This is a genomic window from Rhodococcus sp. P3_B8 (genome assembly GCF_056402775.1).
In genome coordinates, this window is the sequence record NZ_JBFUGT010000058.1 from 1 (window position 1) to 16,610 (window position 16,610).

At 68.0% G+C, this 16,610-nt stretch carries 17 protein-coding genes; all 17 read left to right on the forward strand.

Annotation, left to right across the window (positions count from 1 at the left end):
- The first annotated feature begins 1,319 nt into the window (after positions 1–1,319).
- Positions 1,320–2,387, forward strand: coding sequence for a hypothetical protein (locus AC1D1G_RS19635; protein WP_477953349.1), 1,068 nt, complete (start codon positions 1,320–1,322; stop codon positions 2,385–2,387).
- 13 nt (positions 2,388–2,400) lie between these two features.
- Positions 2,401–3,957, forward strand: coding sequence for a cutinase family protein (locus tag AC1D1G_RS19640; protein ID WP_477953351.1), 1,557 nt, complete (start codon positions 2,401–2,403; stop codon positions 3,955–3,957).
- A 64-nt stretch (positions 3,958–4,021) separates the two neighbouring features.
- Complete coding sequence (locus tag AC1D1G_RS19645; RefSeq protein WP_477953352.1) at positions 4,022–4,774, forward strand: DUF8176 domain-containing protein; 753 nt, start codon at positions 4,022–4,024, stop codon at positions 4,772–4,774.
- Positions 4,771–5,718, forward strand: coding sequence for a MinD/ParA family ATP-binding protein (locus tag AC1D1G_RS19650; RefSeq protein ID WP_477953354.1), 948 nt, complete (start codon positions 4,771–4,773; stop codon positions 5,716–5,718). The genes AC1D1G_RS19645 and AC1D1G_RS19650 overlap by 4 nt, the downstream gene beginning before the upstream one ends.
- On the forward strand, positions 5,718–6,359 hold the full coding sequence (locus AC1D1G_RS19655; RefSeq protein WP_477953398.1) for a DUF6668 family protein: 642 nt from the start codon (positions 5,718–5,720) through the stop codon (positions 6,357–6,359). The genes AC1D1G_RS19650 and AC1D1G_RS19655 overlap by 1 nt, the downstream gene beginning before the upstream one ends.
- Positions 6,360–6,396: 37 nt before the next feature.
- Complete coding sequence (locus AC1D1G_RS19660) at positions 6,397–6,684, forward strand: hypothetical protein (protein WP_012691833.1); 288 nt, start codon at positions 6,397–6,399, stop codon at positions 6,682–6,684.
- A gap of 11 nt (positions 6,685–6,695) precedes the next feature.
- Positions 6,696–6,932 carry a hypothetical protein gene (locus tag AC1D1G_RS19665; protein ID WP_242324650.1) on the forward strand — a complete coding sequence of 79 codons (237 nt, stop codon included), beginning with the start codon at positions 6,696–6,698 and terminating at the stop codon, positions 6,930–6,932.
- A gap of 17 nt (positions 6,933–6,949) precedes the next feature.
- On the forward strand, positions 6,950–7,642 hold the full coding sequence (locus AC1D1G_RS19670) for a DUF8175 domain-containg protein (RefSeq protein WP_242324648.1): 693 nt from the start codon (positions 6,950–6,952) through the stop codon (positions 7,640–7,642).
- Positions 7,639–8,547, forward strand: a complete 909-nt coding sequence (locus tag AC1D1G_RS19675) for a DUF8175 domain-containg protein (RefSeq protein ID WP_477953356.1) — start codon at positions 7,639–7,641, stop codon at positions 8,545–8,547. The genes AC1D1G_RS19670 and AC1D1G_RS19675 overlap by 4 nt, the downstream gene beginning before the upstream one ends.
- Positions 8,532–10,091 carry a hypothetical protein gene (locus AC1D1G_RS19680; RefSeq protein WP_477953357.1) on the forward strand — a complete coding sequence of 520 codons (1,560 nt, stop codon included), beginning with the start codon at positions 8,532–8,534 and terminating at the stop codon, positions 10,089–10,091. Before AC1D1G_RS19675 ends, AC1D1G_RS19680 begins: the two co-directional genes overlap by 16 nt.
- 13 nt (positions 10,092–10,104) lie before the next feature.
- Positions 10,105–10,275: a hypothetical protein gene (locus AC1D1G_RS19685; protein ID WP_418341344.1), complete on the forward strand. Its 171-nt coding sequence runs from the start codon at positions 10,105–10,107 to the stop codon at positions 10,273–10,275.
- Positions 10,272–11,768 (forward strand): SCO6880 family protein, encoded by a 1,497-nt coding sequence (locus AC1D1G_RS19690; protein WP_064079992.1) that lies wholly within the window; start codon positions 10,272–10,274, stop codon positions 11,766–11,768. Before AC1D1G_RS19685 ends, AC1D1G_RS19690 begins: the two co-directional genes overlap by 4 nt.
- Positions 11,769–11,786: 18 nt before the next feature.
- Complete coding sequence (locus AC1D1G_RS19695) at positions 11,787–13,457, forward strand: hypothetical protein (protein WP_477953360.1); 1,671 nt, start codon at positions 11,787–11,789, stop codon at positions 13,455–13,457.
- Positions 13,454–13,756 carry a helix-turn-helix domain-containing protein gene (locus AC1D1G_RS19700; RefSeq protein WP_012691841.1) on the forward strand — a complete coding sequence of 101 codons (303 nt, stop codon included), beginning with the start codon at positions 13,454–13,456 and terminating at the stop codon, positions 13,754–13,756. Before AC1D1G_RS19695 ends, AC1D1G_RS19700 begins: the two co-directional genes overlap by 4 nt.
- An 8-nt stretch (positions 13,757–13,764) precedes the next feature.
- The gene (locus AC1D1G_RS19705; protein ID WP_477953361.1) at positions 13,765–15,453 is read left to right on the forward strand and encodes a peptidoglycan DD-metalloendopeptidase family protein; all 1,689 of its coding nucleotides are present in this window, start codon (positions 13,765–13,767) and stop codon (positions 15,451–15,453) included.
- A complete protein-coding gene (locus AC1D1G_RS19710; protein WP_477953363.1) occupies positions 15,453–16,346 on the forward strand; it encodes a DUF8175 domain-containg protein in 894 nt (297 codons plus the stop codon). The genes AC1D1G_RS19705 and AC1D1G_RS19710 overlap by 1 nt, the downstream gene beginning before the upstream one ends.
- Positions 16,343–16,570 (forward strand): hypothetical protein, encoded by a 228-nt coding sequence (locus AC1D1G_RS19715; RefSeq protein WP_477953364.1) that lies wholly within the window; start codon positions 16,343–16,345, stop codon positions 16,568–16,570. The genes AC1D1G_RS19710 and AC1D1G_RS19715 overlap by 4 nt, the downstream gene beginning before the upstream one ends.
- Positions 16,571–16,610 lie beyond the last annotated feature (40 nt).

Sequence of the window (16,610 nt, forward strand, 5' to 3'; positions counted from 1 at the left end):
GCACCTGGGACCGGCCGCACCTGGGACCGGCCGGCATGCCAATGCCGGAACAACTCCATCAGATCGATCATCGTCCACGTTCTCCTCGCCACCGTCAGGCCCCTTCCCGGGCCCCGTTGTCGGTGACCCAGTCAGGAGCGAACCTGCAGCAGCACCCGAACCCCCGGCCGACACGCCCCAGGGGTGGGGAATTACGTGACGGCGGGGTGGGGAATTACGTGACGGACAAACCCCTCAACCTGGGGAATTACATGACCGCTGACAGTCGAATTGGCTCAGGCTCATTCGCTCCGGACAGAATTCCGAATTCCCAAGATTTCCACTGTGCGGTTGAACTTCTGCCCAAGTCACCGCTCAGTGGTCTCACTTCGCAGCTCGTGGCTCGCACGCGGGCCAACTTGTGCTGCGCAGAAAACCCCAGGTGCGGTGATGATTGGCGTCCTCGCCCGCACCTGGGGTTCTACTCCCCGCAGCGTTTCAACGCGTAAACGTCCACGCCGCAGGATCTCGGATCCCCGCGGGCCATTTCTGTACCCAGTTGGAGGCTCCGATGTCTTTGGGTGCCCAGATCCACCCGCCTACTAATCCTACTGTTGCCCCGTTTTCGTTACAGGCAGAGTCCAGCGAGTCCGTTCCTTACGTTCCGATCTCGATGAATGCGGGCGGCCGGCCACTCGGCGTCGTCGCTCATTGCGCTGGTCGGGCGCCTGGTTGCAGGTGCTACAGCATCGGTCTTCCTGGGTTTTCGACCTGTCCTGCGGGCCACTCCTTGGTGCCGTATTCGTCACCCTGGGTCGGAGTTCAGCCCGTCGTCTAGATCGCTGACAGATTTCAATTCGATTCTCCATTAAGGATTTTCGCGATGTTTCTCGTCTTTCTGATCACCTTGCTCTTCGGTCTCGGCGGGGCCTTCCCTGGCTGGCCTGCCTGACCGTTCGCCCCGCGGCCGGTGGAGGGCCAATCAGCCTCCTGCCCGGCTTCCAAAGTTGTTGTCATTCACATATTTCCGATCTGTCTTCGGCACCTGCGGTTGCACAGAGGTGCACCGCTACGGCGTTTCCTTCGAGAGAAAGCGAGTAGTGATGAGTAGATCAGGTGGGGGCCGGCATCGTCGGCGGGCGGAGCGGGCCGCGGTGTGGTGCGCGGTTCCTGTGGCGTTGTGCGTGGCGTGTGCGGGTGTGGCGCAGGCTGCTCCGTCGCAGCCGGGCACCGGTGGTGGCAGTCAGCCGGGGACCGGTGGTGGGAGCCAGCCCGGAACGTCTGCCCCGGCTCCGGAGCAGTCACGGGATTACTTGCCTGGGTACACGCCGTCGCCGAATGTGCAGAACTCGGAGTGGCGGCAGTACTCGGATTGGGAGACCGGGTACCAGCAGCCCCAGTACGAGGCACCGCAGTACGCACAGTGGTCGTCTCCGCAGACCACCGACTACGACGCGGCGCCCTCGTACCAGCAGGCGTACGTCGAAGAACCGACCCAGTCGGCTCCGTCGGTTGTCGAACCTGAACCCGTCCCGGCTCCGCCGATGGTCGAGCGAAAGGGGATCGCGCCGGTCGAGGCACCGGAGGGGTACATCTTCACCGGTGCCGGGTTGCTCGAGCAGCCGGATTGGATGCCGGATGAGGACCGGGACCGGATCACGAACACGATCGCGGCAGTGCAGGCGGACGCCGGAAACGCGCTGACCGACGCCGGCGTGAATGCATCGCAGGCGGACCGGATCACCGGTGGTGCGATCGGTGGCGGCCTGCTCGGTGCGGGGATCGTCGGTACCGGCCTGGCCGTGCCTGTCGCCGTGCTTGGTGCCGGTGTCGGCGCGGGTATCGGTGCAGGTATCGGTGCTGCTGTGACCGCTCCGACCGGCGGATGGGGTGTCGGGCCGGGTGCCGCGATCGGCGCCGGTACCGGGGCGGTCGTCCTCGGTGCACCCGCTTTCGTGCTGGGTGCCGGGTTGGGTGGTGTCGGCGGTGCGGTGGCGGGTGCCACCGTTTTCGGCGGCCAGGACGTGACCGTTCAGGAGCCCGCCCCTGCACCCGCACCCGAAGCCGCTCCGGAGCCGCTGTGGACACCCCCGGTGGTCGATACCGCGGCGGTGTCGGCTCAGACCTCCGCTGTTGTCGAGCAGGTTCAGGCCGTTCCCGGTGGCAGCGAAGTTGTCGAGCAGGCTCGGGATTTCGCGGCCTCGGCACCGGCGTACGTCGAGCAGGCGACGCCGCGAGTTGATGCGTCAGCTGCCCTGGTCCGGGACGCGGCGCTGGCGCAGCCGGGCGGAGACCAGGTCGTCGCCTCGGTGGAATCGGCCGGGACGAACGCGGCGGCCGCGGCCGCACCGGTGATCGAGCAGGCGGCCGCGTTCGCTGGCGCCGTCGTCAACGGCCTGAACGCCTGAGCGGGGTGACCACATGAAATTACTTCCCCGAGTGGCCGCGGCAGCGGCAGTGGCTGTGATTGGGGTCGGGTCGGCGGGCACGGCGTATGCCGCGCCCGCCGGACCGGCGAGCGAGCTGGTCGGGGACTCGTGCCCGGCGTTGTTCGCTCTCGGGATCCAGGGAACGGGGGAGTCGTCCCCGGACACTCCGGCGACACTCGACACCGGCATGCTCTCGCAGGTCTTCATGCCAATGATGGTCAAGACCACCGATTCTGTGGGTGACACCCTCGCGGGCCGCGCCTATGTGCCGTATCCGGCCGGGTTCGGTGGCGCGGTGCCCGGTGCGAATGTGCCGTATTCGCAGTCGGTGGAGGAGGGCCTGCAGAACCTCATCGACACCGCCGCAGAGGTCGCGCAGGCGTGCCCGAACACGGTGTTCACCGGGGCGGGATACTCCCAGGGCGCGCATGTGATGAGCATGTTCGCCAAGCGTGTCGGCGCCGGTGAGGGACCGATTCCGGCGAACAAACTCGTCGGGGTGGCACTGTTCGGCGATCCGACGCGAGCACCAGGATCGCCGTTGTTCCCCGGCGCCGCAGGCCAGACGTCACCGAAGCCCGCCCCGGGCACGACCGGCACCCAGGTCGAGAAGATCTCGGCCCCGGCGCAGGCGACTCCCGAGGGCGGCGGTATCGGACCGACCGCGGACACCGCAGTTGCCTATGGGTCCCTTACCGGGCGTGTGGCGTCGATCTGCGAGCCGGGCGATCTCTCGTGTGATGCACCGGCGAACGCGCCGATCATGCGGGCGGTGACCAATATCGCCGGGCAGAGCGAGCTCTCGTCGGGGGATCCGATTCAGTCGTTGACCTCGATCAGTGAGGCGTTGGCGCTGACGACGATCAAGACGGCAGTGCCGGTGATCAATGAGGACATCCAGGGCACCACGCTGGCGAACTTGTCGATCGACCCGAAGAAGTCGTTGTCGGAGCGGGTGGCGATCGCATCCGACCCGCGCACGGAAATGCCGACCGCGCAGGAAGCGATCAGCGCGGTGTTGAAGGTCGGCACGATCGGGTTCAACGCCGTCAAGACGGTCGCGAAGGAAGTCCTCACTCCGGCGAACATCGCCCAGCTGGCCACGGTCGGTCTCGCGAATCCGGCTGCGGGGGTGGCCTTGTTTGCCACGAAGTTGGTGGGGGCGATTCCGAAGCTCATGCCCCCGGCGACGACGTCGCGGCTCACTCGGCAGGCGTTCGACGTGGTCAAGGACAACATCAGCGACAACGCCGACCTGGTGTCGACGACAGCGCTGACGAAGTACTGGAACACGGTGCGGGCGCACGGTTCCTACGGGTCGACGCCGGTGACCGCCACCGGGCAGTCCGCGGTGCAGTTCGTAGCCGAGTGGTTCGCCGCTCTCGCCAAGGATGTCGCGGCCGGAACCGACTCGTCGGCGGTGACGTCGACACCGCGGGTGACCTCGCCAACCACCACGGCCCCGCGAACCAGTGCGTCCACCACCCCCGCGTCGTCGGGGGCGACGAGTGCGCGTCCGACGTCGACCAGCCCGGTCGCTGTCGGTTGACCGACCCGGTTCCCCGGACGGGTTTCGTCCGGGGAACCGGATTCGCACAGAAAGGGATTCGATGATGACAGATACCAACTTCCGCAAGCCTGATCCCACAGCTGGTGAGCTGACCCGCTGGTATCCGTCCTTCACCCCTACCGCCGCCCGTGCGGACACCTCGCCCGTCGAGCGCCCCACCGAGCCCACCCCGGTCCTGCCCGTGGACCCGGCCCCGCCGGTGGCGACGCCCGCATCGGCACCTTCGGTGGCCGGGGGCCCGCGGCACCGGATTTCGCCACGCGCGGTCGCCGGACTCGGCTCCGCTGCCGCGACGGCCGCGGTCGCGGCTGGCCTGGGCGTGTGGGCGCTCGGTGGCGGGCAGGACAGCTCGCCTACCGCCGCTGCCGTGACCACGCAGCCGAACACGGCTCCACTGACGTCATCGGCCCCGCGCCCGTGGTGCGACCCGGCCGCAGCCGTAGACGGCGTGATCATCGGCAACGGCCCCGGTGGAACCGACTCCGGCCCCGCCGCGATCCTCGCGTTCGACTACGCCTACTACGTGCAGCGGTCCGGAGAAGCGGCACGCGCCGTCGTCGCCCCCGACGCCGTCGGTGTCGAGCCCGCCAACCTGCTCCAGAGCGCCATCGACACCTACATTCCCGCCGGCGCGGAGCACTGCGTGACCATCCGCGCGGCCGAGCCGCAGCGATTCCTCGTCACGCTGCGCGAACGCCAGCCGAGCGGTGAAGAAGTCGCCTACACCCAGCAAGCCATCACCACACGCGTGGTCGATGGACGTCACGTGATCACGTCGATCGGAGAGGCATCATGAGCACCGAACCCGAATGGATGCAATGGCTGGGCCAGGAGCCGGAGCCCGAAACGGACCTGCCCCCGGCAGCGGTGGTGCCGCTGCGAGGGGCCGACAGCCCGGCCGCGACCCCGGACACTGCGGCGCCAGCCGAGCACCCGGCACCCGCACCCCGAGACCAAAACCCGCAGCGCGAGGCTGCGGCCCCACCGATGTGGCCGCACCAGCCAGTAACAGCTCCGCCGCTGGTACTGGTCACCGGCGTAGGCGGGGGAGCGGGAGCCACCACGACCGCGGTCGGCATCGCCGGGGCATGGGCGACCCACGACGCCAACTCCTCGGTGGCAGTGGTCGATCTGACCGTCACCGGCGGTGACCTGGCCTCACGCGCCGCCGCCGAGGACCAGGTCACCACGATCGACACCCTCATCGAAACCCCTGAGCCCGCCGCAATCGTGACGGAACTGCCCCGGTCGGCGGCCGGCGCTCGGATCATCGGCCGGGGTGGGAGCCGGTTCGACGACGCGGTAGTACACCGGGTGCCTGACCTTCTGCGCTCTCACGTCGACACCGCGGTCTACGACCTGGGCGCGGATGCGCTTGGCCTGCACGAGTGCGTCCGGCTGCGCGAGGACGCCGATGCGGTGTTCGTACTGGTGGTGCAGGCCCGGGCGGATGCGTTCAACCGGCTGCGCGGCTACCTGGACCTGCTCGCTAACGCCGTCGGGGAGTGGGTGTTCGAGCGCACCGTCGTAGTCATCTCGCACCAGAATTCCGCCGAGCCCGATGTCGACCCGTCCGAACTGATCGCCCATCTGGATGGGCTGGTGCGCGTCGAGGAAGTGCCCTACGACCCGCACCTGGCCACCGGGTTGGCGATTGCGAGTTGGGAGCTGCGCGCGGCCACGGTCGCCGCATACGACCGGATTCGACGGGCGACAGCCTCCGCCGAGGGTCGGCAGTGATGATGTCGGCCCGCAGCTTCTCCCGCTGGTCACAACCGCAGACAACCGGTTCGGGCATCCCCGTCCGCCCCCCGAACAGGGTCGCGGAGATCTGGGATCGGCCGGTACCGCGCGGGCTGGGCAGCCCGGCACCGCTGGTGTGGCTGCTCGGCGCCCACGGCGGCGCGGGAATCAGCACGCTCGGTCATGTTCTCGACTTCGCGAGCGAGTGCGGCCAGAAGTGGCCGGCACCGTTCGAGGGGGAATCACCCTTCGTGGCGATCGTCGCCCGCGAGCGCGTCGATTCCCTGGACAAGGCCGGTGACCTGATCCGCCAGCACGTTTCCGGCATGGCCGGTAACAGCACGCTCATCGGCCTGATCACCATCGCGGACCGACCCGGCCGCAAGATCCCGAGGGAGATCGACCAGACCCGAAAGATCGTCGGAGGCCTGGCCCCGACCACGTGGCGGATCGAGTGGATCGAGCACTTCACGCTGATCCGCGATCCGCGAGAACTTCCGGTCTGGTCGCACCGCGACCCGGTACCGGAGAACAAGAAACGCGCAGCAGACGACCCGACGGCCGTTCCCAGCGAAATCGCAGAGATCGCTGGGGCGCTCCGCAATTCGATCATCAGTCGACTCAACCCCGGCACCTGACCGGGGCCTGCAAACAACAAGGGAAAGGACAACTCGAATGATGCTGCTACAGAGCACACTCGACACGATCAGCGTGCTGGCACAGGGGATCGAACTGCCGCCGGAACCGCCGCCGAAGTCGGAGAAGCTGCTCGAACTCGGCCGATGGGCATCGTGGGTGGTGATGTTCGCCGGCGTTCTCGCCTTGGTCTACGGCGGCGGGAAGTTCGGGTGGGAGAAGTTCAACGGAGGCTCGCTCGAGTCGCCGAAGATCATCGCCGGAGCCCTGGTCGGCGGCGTGATCGCGGCCAGCGCCGGCGGAATCATGGCCTCGGTCGTGTCATGACGGTCGTCGCGATGTGGATCCCCTCTGAGGCGGTGACCGAGCCGCTGCTCCAGCTCGGCCGCTACGTGATGTGGATCATCTTCGCGATCTTGACCATTCGCCTCGTCTGGTACGGCGGACTGTTCGCCTGGAACAAGCAGCAGAACCCGTACGAATCCGAACCCGCCGCTCGAATCGGGATGACGCTCGTCGCCGCGGTGCTGTGTTCGGCGGGCAGCGGTATCGCCGCAGCTCTCCTGACGTTCTGACAAGGAAGGACCATCTGATGATCACAACCCGCCTGGCGGCAGCGGCACTGGCCGCTGCCGCCGCGGCGGCGTCCCTGATCGCTGGTTGCGGTTCCACTGAGGAGACCACCGCAACCGACTCGGTCACCACCCCGGCGCCGCCTGACCCGACCACCCCGCCCGCACAGATCGAATGGGACCGCTTCCAGTCGATCTGGCTTCCGTTCGCCGACGAGGGCCCCACTCGCAACACGGGCAACGGGCCGGTATCCGGGTTCTCGCACACCCCGCAGGGTGCCGCCCTGGCAGCGATTCATCAGACCGTGCGCATGTCGGTCGCCCGCGACGACCAGTGGGCCGCCATCGTTCACGATGGCCTCGCACCGGGACCCGAACGTGACGCGTTCGCCGTCAGCCGCGCTCAGATCAGTGTCACCGCGGCCGCCGACCCTGCCGAAGCCCCGACGCTGGGTGGGTATGTCGTCGCCGACTACACCGATGAGCGCGCCGACATCTCGATCCGCACCTCGTTCTGCGACCAGTCGGCCGCGATCACCGACACCACGGTCGTGTGGACCGGCACGGACTGGAAGCTCCAGCTCCCGGCCGCCGACGAATCCGCATCCCGCGTCCACGTCTACGACCCGCAGACCGCCACCTACGACACCGGCCGTGAGGTGGCTCTCGCCGCGCCCGCCGCCGCGTGCAACGACCAGGAGGGCACCCCGTGACCACTGAAGACACCGAAAGCACTGACCACAAGCCCGACAGTTCCCCGGCCGCTGACCAGCGGCCGCGGTCGGGGTGGTGGGGGCGCAAGGCCGCCACCTCGAAGCCCGGCCTGGGCTTCACGTTCTGGCTCGCGGTCGTGTTCGTGTTCGTCGTCGTCGCCGGCGGTGGCGTCGCGTACTTCGTCTCCCGCGACGACAACGACACCGCCGAGGGCCAGGCGCCGGTCACCCTTGCTCCGCAGACCGAACGCGCCGACTGGGGGCTTCCGTTCACCGACGAGCTCGGCCGCCGCGTCGAGGTCCCACCGAATCCCGATGGTGTCGCCCTCGATCAGGACACCGACTCCCGCAAGCCTGCCAGCGACATCACCGGCGCCCCGGGTGGTCTGCAATGGCAGCAGATCCGCAACTTCCCGCTGCCGTTCTCCACCACCGACGGACCCACCGGCATCGACGGCCGCATGGCCACCGGATTCGCCCAGACCCCCCGTGGTGCGGCACTGGCCGGTATCCAGCTCTACACCCGCGGCGGCGCCACCATGGCCGGTGCCGCCGAGTTCTACGCCGACCGAGTCGTCCCCGACAGCGACCCGCTCAAGCAGCTGCGCCAGGATTTCCTGCGCCGGGCCACCGATGCGATCGCATCCGGTCGAGGCAACGAGCGGGCCCTGTTGCCGTACTTCCGTGTCGATGCCTACCGAGTCACCCAGTGGGACCCGCAGCGCCCGGACTACGCGGTGGTCGAGTACGCGATGCTCAAGGAGAGCCGCACCGGATGGGTCTCGAAGTCCGCGGAACTGCTGTGGCGCGACGGGGACTGGCAGATCAAGCTCACCGCGGATCTCTACGGCGGGCAGAAAGAGGTCAGCAACCTCGGGGGGTGGACCCAATGGGCCGCCAACTGACCCGCATCTCCACTGCCCTGGCGGTTGTCCTCGCGATCGTGCTCGGCGCCGCGACCACCGCGGCCGCGCAGGACACCGAACCCAAGCCCGGCGAGGACCGGTCGGTGGTGTGCCAGGGCGTGGAAGTCGCCGGCCAAGGGCTCGGCCAGCTGATCCCCGGTTTCGGCGGAGTCAACGTCCCGGGCCTGCCCAGCACCGGCGACGTCGTCGGCAACCTGTCCGGCAGCCTCTGCGACAACAACGGCAACCCCGTCGGCGCAGTCAAGGACTTCGCGAGCGAACAGCTTCAGGAGCAGTGGGATTCGCAGTTCGGGCACATTGTCACCTCGATCATCGACGGCATGTCGCAGGCGATGATCATGGCAATCACCTGGTGGATCAAGATTCCCAACGCCGACCTCGAATCGTTCGGACCCCTCGCCCAGATCAACGAATACACGCTCTGGATCCAGTCGTTCCTTCTGATCATCTCGATCGGATTCATGTCGCTCCGGCTGGCCGCGGCCCGGCGGCAACTGATGGTCGAGCAGGCCGAAGAGACCTTCCGGACCCTGTTCCGGGTGGTCGTCACCGCGGCGACGATGTCAGTGATTGTCGCGCTTGCGACCCGCGCCGGTGATGCGTTCGCGATCGAGATCGTCAACGCGACCTCGAACAACGACCCCGCCGGGACCGTGCAGTCGATGATGGTCCTCAACGCCTACTCCGGCATGGCGCCGGGACTGATGCTGATCATTGGATTCTTCGGCGCGTTCGGCGCGCTCGCACAGGCGTTCATGATGCCGATCCGGCAAGGATTCCTCATCGTCGCCGTCGCCGCCCTGCCCGTCGCGGCCGCGGCGAGCGGAACCAAGACCGGCTCCCAGTCCTACGACAAACTCCTCGCCTGGGTGATCGCGTTCTGCCTGTTCAAACCGGTCGCATCGTTTGCGTACGCGATGGCGTTCTTGACCACCCAATCCTCCGCGCTCGCCGTCCCCGAAGGTCAGACCCCGACTCTCCAGCAGTTCCAGTACTCGCTGATCGGAATCGTGCTGCTCGCCGCCACGGCGCTCGTCCTTCCGGCACTGATGCGGATCATCACCCCCGCGATCTCGGCGGTCGGCAGCGGCGGCTCCGGAGCAAAGGCCACCGCCGGGGCACTTCTCGCCGGTGCCGCCCTGCTGACCGGCGGCAAAGCTCTCGGCGGCAAACTCGCCGGCGGCAAGGCAGTCCCGCCCGGAGGCGGATTCTCCGGCGGCGGTGGCGGAAGCGGCACACCCGGTCTCGTCGGAGGCGGCGGAAACCCGGGGAACGGCAGCGGTAGCCGCGGAAACGGCAGCGGAAGCCGAGGCACCCCGCCCACCCCCGGACCCCGCCAAGGCGGGCCCCGCGGCAACGGGGCGAATGCCGGCAGCGGCCCGAAGAAGGGCAGCGGCGCGAAGGCCAGCAAATGGGTCGGAGCCGGAGGAGGCCGCGGTAGCAGGTCCGTCGACAGCGCCGCCGGTGACCTCGCCGGTGACAACTACGCCCACCCCACCAGCCGCCACAACATCCCGCGATGACCAGGAGATACCGATGACCAGTGAGATTGCGCGAATCCAGTTCGGGAAGACCGCCGACGTGTGCGAGCTCTATCGAGCTGGCGTGTTGCCGCCGGTAGAGGCTTTCCGCGCCGCCGATCCAGGCTCGTGCGACGTTGACCACGCACCGACCTTGCTGCCGCCCACCGGTGGTGATCGTCGGTGAGCGCGACCCGAACGAACAGCGAACCGCAGGTCTATCTCGGGGGCCGGGCACCTCGAAATGAAGGCGTCATGGGCCTGTCCGGGCCGGTGACCTGGTTCATCCTCGGCACGTTGATCATCTCGCTGCTCGTACTCATGCGCTGGGGCCTCAAAGTCGGCGCGATCACCGGCGGGGTCCTCCTGCTGGCCGTCGTCCCCATGGTCCTCAAACGTCATGGCCTCACCGGATACGAAAGGTCCCTTCTGGCAATGCAATTCTTCGGCGCACTCCGACGTAAGGAGAACATCTACCGCGGCGGCTTGTTCTCTGAGATGCCCGGCGGGAAATCGCAGCTTCCCGGTGTCCTGGCTCCGACGAAGATGTACGAAGGCGAAGACAGCGCCGGCTACCGGTTCGGCATGATCCACATGCCGAAGACGAACCAGTACACGATCGTGATGCGCGCCTGGCCGCAGGGCGACGAGGCCGTCGACCGAGGGCTGGTCAACCAGTGGGTCGGGGAGTGGGGAATCGTCCTGGCCTCGGCGGGCCTGACCAGCGACATCGAGGGAATCGTCCCGGTCCTCGACACCGTCCCCGAGACCGGCAACGCCCTGCTCACCCAGGCCCGGGCCATCACCCGCGTGGACGCCCCGGCGCTGGCGAAGGCCGTGGTGTTCGAAGGTGCGACCGAGTTCCACCGCGACGAAGTGCAACTCGCGGCCCGCGTGGCGATCACCTTCGCCGCGACCACCGATGAACGCAAGAAGGACCCCGGTGCGCAGGCCGTCGAGATCGGGCGCCGTCTGCCCGGCATCCGCGCCGCCATCGAGGCCTCCGGTGTCGCGGTGCGCCCGATGACCGCCGCCGAGATCACCGGGGTGGTGCGCCGCTCGTTCGACCCGGCATCGCAGCTGACGATCGAACGGGCCGAAGCCACCGGCGACGACCACGGGATCACCTGGGACAACGCCGGTCCCATCTCGCACGAGAACAAGTGGGAAGAATACTGGCATGACGGCGGCCGGTCCGTGACCTGGCTGATGAGCGCGGGCCCGAAGAGCGCCGTCGACGAATCGACGCTGCGACGTCTGATCGCCCCGCACCCGGACCTTCCCCGCAAGCGCGTCGCAATCGTCTACCGCCCACACCGGGCCGCGGACGCGGTCAAGATCATCGACGACGACTACCGCAACGCGATCGTCGCCGCTCAGAACCGCAACCGGGGCATCAGCTCGGCCGCCGCCCAGATCGACGTCGAACTCGCCGAACGGTCCCGCGACGAACTCGCCCGCGGACACGGCGCCACCCGCATCGGGCTGCTGATCACCGTCACCGAACCGATCGAGGCCGACATGCCCCGAATCGATGCCCTGGTCAACGACCTGGCTGTGCAGTGCCAGCTCAACATTCGCCGCTGCTACCGGTTCCAGGACGCGGCATTCGCCGCCTCCCTCGGCATCGGTGTGCTGCTGCCCGACCACGCGTCGATGCCGTCGGCGCTGACCGCCTAGAAGAAGGACGGCACACTGATGTTCGAGATCATGACGCCCGAACAGCGGGCCAAGTATCAGACCCGTGTCTACGCCGGTGGAATCGGCGGTGCATGGGCGAAGTTCAAGATCCGCACCGACGACAACCGTCGCCGCAACGCGAGCGCCCGCGAGCGCACCGAGCTGAGCACCACCGCGGGTGGCCCGAAGCTGAGCGATCGGGGCCACCGCGGTGCCGGCGGCGGCCGCGCCGCATCGGTCGGCAAGCAACCCGAACTGCGCTCGACGAGTGTGCACGCTGCCGGCGCGTTCTGGCCGTGGTCCGTCGGCGCAGGTGCCCCCGCGGTCGGGCCGGTGATCGGCAGCCACCTGGTCACCCACGCCCCGGTCTCGTTCGGGCTGCTCAACTGGTTCCGCCGCGGCTTCATCACCGCCCCGGTCGCATTCGTCCTGGGCCTCAACGGCTACGGCAAGTCCTCATTCGTCCGCAAAGTGATTCTCGGCGCGATGGCACAAGGGGTGACCGCGTTATTCCTCGCCGACAAGAAACCCGACTACCGCAAGATCGTCGAGGAAGCCGCCGGTACAGACGCGGTCGTCGATGTCGGCTACGCCTTCGGACACATCAACCCACTGGCCGGTGGTGTGCTCGGGTCGATCATCCCGCGACTGGCCGCGTTCCCCGATCTGCAGCTGCGTTGGCTCGAGGAACTACGGGGCCGCCAGACCGAGACTGTGAGCGCCCTGATCGAGTTGCGGCGGGGACAAGCGATTGAGGACTGGGAAGAGTCGATCGTCGGCTCGGCCATCGCGATCCTGTTCGACGAGAAGGGCTTCACCCCCGACGAGCCGCCGCTGCTCGAGGACATGCTCGGCCTGATCATCGAGGGACACCCCCAGCTCCTCGAAGACGCCGGAGTCGACACCATCGAGGACTACCGCGAGGCGGTGCGGCCGCTGCGCCGCTCCCTGCGCGCCTTCGTCAACCCCAAGAGCCGGTTCGGGCGGATCTTCAACGGACAGACCACCCATCCACTCAGTCTCGATCACCCGGCGATCGGCTTCGACGTCTCCCACATCCCCAACGGGGACAAGAAGCTGCGAGCTGCGGTGATGCTGGTGTGCTGGTCGGACGGATTCGCCCTGATCGACGCAGCGAACGCCCTGACCGACGCGGGCCTGGCTCCGCAGCGGTTCTTCGAGGCGGTCATGGATGAAATCTGGGATGTGCTCGGACTGGGCCCCTTCATGGTTGACCGAATCGATGCCCTCACCCGACTGAACCGGCAGATCGCCACCGGGCTGTGGATGATCACCCACTCGATGGCGGACCTCGAGACCGCCGCCGACGGCGCCACCGCCTCCCGCGCGGTCGGCTTCCTCGAGCGCGCCCGGGTGAAGATCATCGGCCCGATCCCGGAGAAGGAAATCGACCGCCTCGACGGCGTGGTCACCTTCACCGACACCGAAGCCGACATGGTCACCAAGTGGTCGTCCCCGCCGCCGATGACCGGTGAGCAGCCTCGGGAAGACCAGCCCGCCCCGCCCCCGCCGGGAACCGGAAACGTGCTGATCAAGACCGGTGACGACCCGCGCGCCCCCGGAATCCCGGTGCACGTGATCTTCACCCGCTCCGAGATCGAATCCGGAGTCCACAACACCAACGCCCGCTACACCGACACCGTCGCCCGTGAGGAGGACGCCGCGTGATCCCGCAACGCCGCTACCGGGATGTCTCCCCGGAACTGAGGACCGCTGCCGTCAAGAGTGTCGCCCTTCTCCAGAACGAGGTCTCCTCCCGTTGGCGGGCGATCCAGCTCGTCGCCGAAGCCACCGGTGTGCACCCGAACACGCTGCGTAACTGGGTCGAAGCGCACCCCGACGGACCCCGGTCCCCGCGCCGCGACCTCGAACGCGAACTGCGCGAGCGGGATGCGGCGCTGGCCGCGGCGTCGGAGATGATCGCCGACCTGTCGTCGCGGATCCGCGACCACGCCGGGCGGGACTGAACCCGGTCGTGGACATCAAGAAGCTGGTCGCCGCCGCCGTGGCCGCCGTGTTGGGACTCGTGCTGCTGGTGGTCGTCGTCGCCTCCGACAGCGGCAACGAGTGCCCGGCCCCGGCGACGCCCGGTGGCGGCACAGCTCCTGCCGGATCACTGGTCAAACCGACTAAATCCGGCACCACCACGCTGACCTCTGGGTTCGGGCCGCGGTGGGGGACCGAGCACCGGGGCATCGACTTCGCCGGCGAGGTCGGCACTCCCATCTACGCGTTCACCGATGGCCGGGTCATCGCTGCCGGTCCCGCCTCCGGATTCGGGAACTGGATCATCGTCGATCATCAGATCGACGGGAAGGTGGTTTCGACCGTCTACGGGCACATGTTCGACGACGGTGTGCTGGTCAAGGCCGGTGACCGGGTGTCCGCCGGGCAGGAGATCGGCCGGATCGGCAACGCCGGCGACACCACCGGCGCGCACCTGCACTTCGAGGTCTGGGACGGGGGCCGTCTCCCGGACGGTGTCGGCACCGCCGTGGACCCGGCTCCCTGGGTGGATCAGGCCATCGAGCCCGGTCAGGCACCGGCTCCCGAGACAGGGGAGGGGGACGGTGGGGCGCCGACCTCGCCCGGCACCGGCGCGGCACCGGGGCTTGCGGTCTACAACGCCCGCCAACTCGCGATCGCCAAGCAGGCGGTCGCGATCGGGGAAGCGATGGGTGTCTCCGAGCGCGGCATCACCGTCGCCCTCGCCACGATCGGCCGCGAGTCGACGTTCCGGATGCTCGCCAGCTCCGTGGTGCCCGAATCCCTGAACTACCCGCACGACGGCGTCGGCAGCGACAACAAGTCCGTCAACCAGTACCAGCAGCAGGTCGGGATCTGGGGAACGGTCGAAGAGTTGATGAACCCGGTCACCGCGAACGTGAAGTTCTACCAGGCCCTTCTGCAGGTCTCCGGGTGGGAGTCGATGCCGGTCACCCTCGCCGCTCAGACCGTGCAGGCCTCGGCGCACCCGGAGGCGTACGCCCCGTGGGAAGACGCCGCGCACGCCATGTACAGCGAGTTCAAGGGTGCGAGTAAGGAACTCACCCCCGACGAACTGTCGCAGATCTCGTCCGCCGGTCGGGCTACGGCCGTCGCAGCGGGAGGCATCTTGCCCGATGCGTGCCCACCCGCCGGTGGTGAGCACGGTCCGCTCGCACCGGGCCCGTTCGGGCAGAAGGTCATCGAGGCCGCGTCCCGCTGGCTCGGCACCGAATACGCCTGGGGCGGCGGTGACGTGAATGGCCCCACCCGCGGGATCAGCGACGGCGGCGGCGCGGCCGACGCCCATGGGGACACGAACAAGGTCGGCTTCGACTGCTCCGGCCTGACTCTTTATGCCGTCTACCAAGCCTCCGGGGGTGCGATCAGTCTGCCGCACTTCACCGGAGACCACTCCAACCCCGGCCAGCTCTACGACGCTCGCGGGCAGGACATTCCGTTCGACCAGAAGCAACCCGGTGACCTGATCTATTTCGGGTCCGGCGGTAGCACCCACCACGTCGGCATCTACCACGGCGTCAAAGACGGCCAGGACATGCTCCTCAACGCCCCGCAATCAGGTGATGTCGTCTCCATCCAGCCGCTGTCCAACTGGGCCGGTGAAGAAATGTACGTCCGCCGATTCGGCGACCAACCCACAGAAAGGCAACCTCAGTGATGAACCCGATTGTTCTCGATCTCGGCGGTGGACCGACGCGGTCCCCGAAGTTCTGGGCTGGCGCCTCGGCGGCAGCGATCCTGGCCCTCGGGGGCTGCGCGCCCCGAGCAGAGGAGCCGTCAGCGCAGCCGCCCACCACACAGGACACCCAGTCCGTTGTCGATGTCGCGGACGCCGACCGTGCAGTCACACCGACGATCGACGATCTCGGTCGACTGGTGTTCACGGCGCCGCGATCCGAAATGAGCATCCCGCAAGGGAAATGCGCTGACCTGGACGACAGTGACCCGCAGCTCCGCGACGGAACACTGGTGTGGGCGCGGGTGGCGGGCACCACCGTGCCGATGTCGACGACCGACGGCCCGCCGGTCGTCGGTCAGGTCGGTCCGCCACGCGGGATCTCTGCGACTGCTCGCGGAGCTGCTCTGGCAGGGCTCAATCTGATCAACGCCGCCGCCCGCAGCGCCGCATCCGCGGTCGAGGTGATCGGCGTGGCCTCGACTGCCGCTCCGGATGCCTCACCCGAGATGCTCGATCGCCAACCGCTCATCGACCGGATCGTCAACGCTGCTGACGTTGATTCGCCCGGCGCCGGTCCGGCCCCGCAGTGGGCGACGCCGGTCACCGACGTTGTCGCATACCGGGTCCGTGGGTGGAGTGAACAGAATCCGCAGCACGCGATCGTCGACTATGCCTCGCCGAGCAGCCCAGACCACTACACCGCCCGCTCCTTTGTCGTGCACTGGGTGGACGACAAGTGGCGCCTGGAAGTGGACCACGACGGGCCGACGACGCACACCGCGGAGGTCGACAACCTCGACGGATGGACCCGCTTCCCGACGACCGACTCCGCCGTGCGCGTCTGCGGGCAAGAGCAGGACTCCGTCCGATGACGGCCACCGCGCAGGTCATGGGCGCACCGCTCGGGCAGCACTTGGAGTGGATCTTCTCCTGGATTGCGCTCGTCGCCGGCGCGGTCATCGTGACAGTGGCGGGCGCCGCGTACGGGTGGCGGCGGTGGACCCAGAGGACGGGTGAGGGATCACCCGGGATCTGGTTGTTCTTCGGATTCACGCTCATGTTGACCGGATCTACCAGCACTTACCCATTCCTCTAGGCCACCGCTTCACACGACCGGACACAGACCGACTCAGAAC

What these genes read in the sequence shown, in the direction of transcription:
- AC1D1G_RS19695 (WP_477953360.1), top strand. Translation starts at nt 11,787, where the DNA reads ATGTTCGAGATCATGACGCCCGAACAGCGGGCCAAGTATCAGACCCGT.
- AC1D1G_RS19645 (WP_477953352.1), top strand. Translation starts at nt 4,022, where the DNA reads ATGACAGATACCAACTTCCGCAAGCCTGATCCCACAGCTGGTGAGCTG.
- AC1D1G_RS19715 (WP_477953364.1), top strand. Translation starts at nt 16,343, where the DNA reads ATGACGGCCACCGCGCAGGTCATGGGCGCACCGCTCGGGCAGCACTTG.
- AC1D1G_RS19685 (WP_418341344.1), top strand. Translation starts at nt 10,105, where the DNA reads ATGACCAGTGAGATTGCGCGAATCCAGTTCGGGAAGACCGCCGACGTG.
- AC1D1G_RS19710 (WP_477953363.1), top strand. Translation starts at nt 15,453, where the DNA reads ATGAACCCGATTGTTCTCGATCTCGGCGGTGGACCGACGCGGTCCCCG.
- AC1D1G_RS19665 (WP_242324650.1), top strand. Translation starts at nt 6,696, where the DNA reads ATGTGGATCCCCTCTGAGGCGGTGACCGAGCCGCTGCTCCAGCTCGGC.
- AC1D1G_RS19660 (WP_012691833.1), top strand. Translation starts at nt 6,397, where the DNA reads ATGATGCTGCTACAGAGCACACTCGACACGATCAGCGTGCTGGCACAG.
- AC1D1G_RS19655 (WP_477953398.1), top strand. Translation starts at nt 5,718, where the DNA reads ATGATGTCGGCCCGCAGCTTCTCCCGCTGGTCACAACCGCAGACAACC.
- AC1D1G_RS19640 (WP_477953351.1), top strand. Translation starts at nt 2,401, where the DNA reads ATGAAATTACTTCCCCGAGTGGCCGCGGCAGCGGCAGTGGCTGTGATT.
- AC1D1G_RS19680 (WP_477953357.1), top strand. Translation starts at nt 8,532, where the DNA reads ATGGGCCGCCAACTGACCCGCATCTCCACTGCCCTGGCGGTTGTCCTC.
- AC1D1G_RS19650 (WP_477953354.1), top strand. Translation starts at nt 4,771, where the DNA reads ATGAGCACCGAACCCGAATGGATGCAATGGCTGGGCCAGGAGCCGGAG.
- AC1D1G_RS19670 (WP_242324648.1), top strand. Translation starts at nt 6,950, where the DNA reads ATGATCACAACCCGCCTGGCGGCAGCGGCACTGGCCGCTGCCGCCGCG.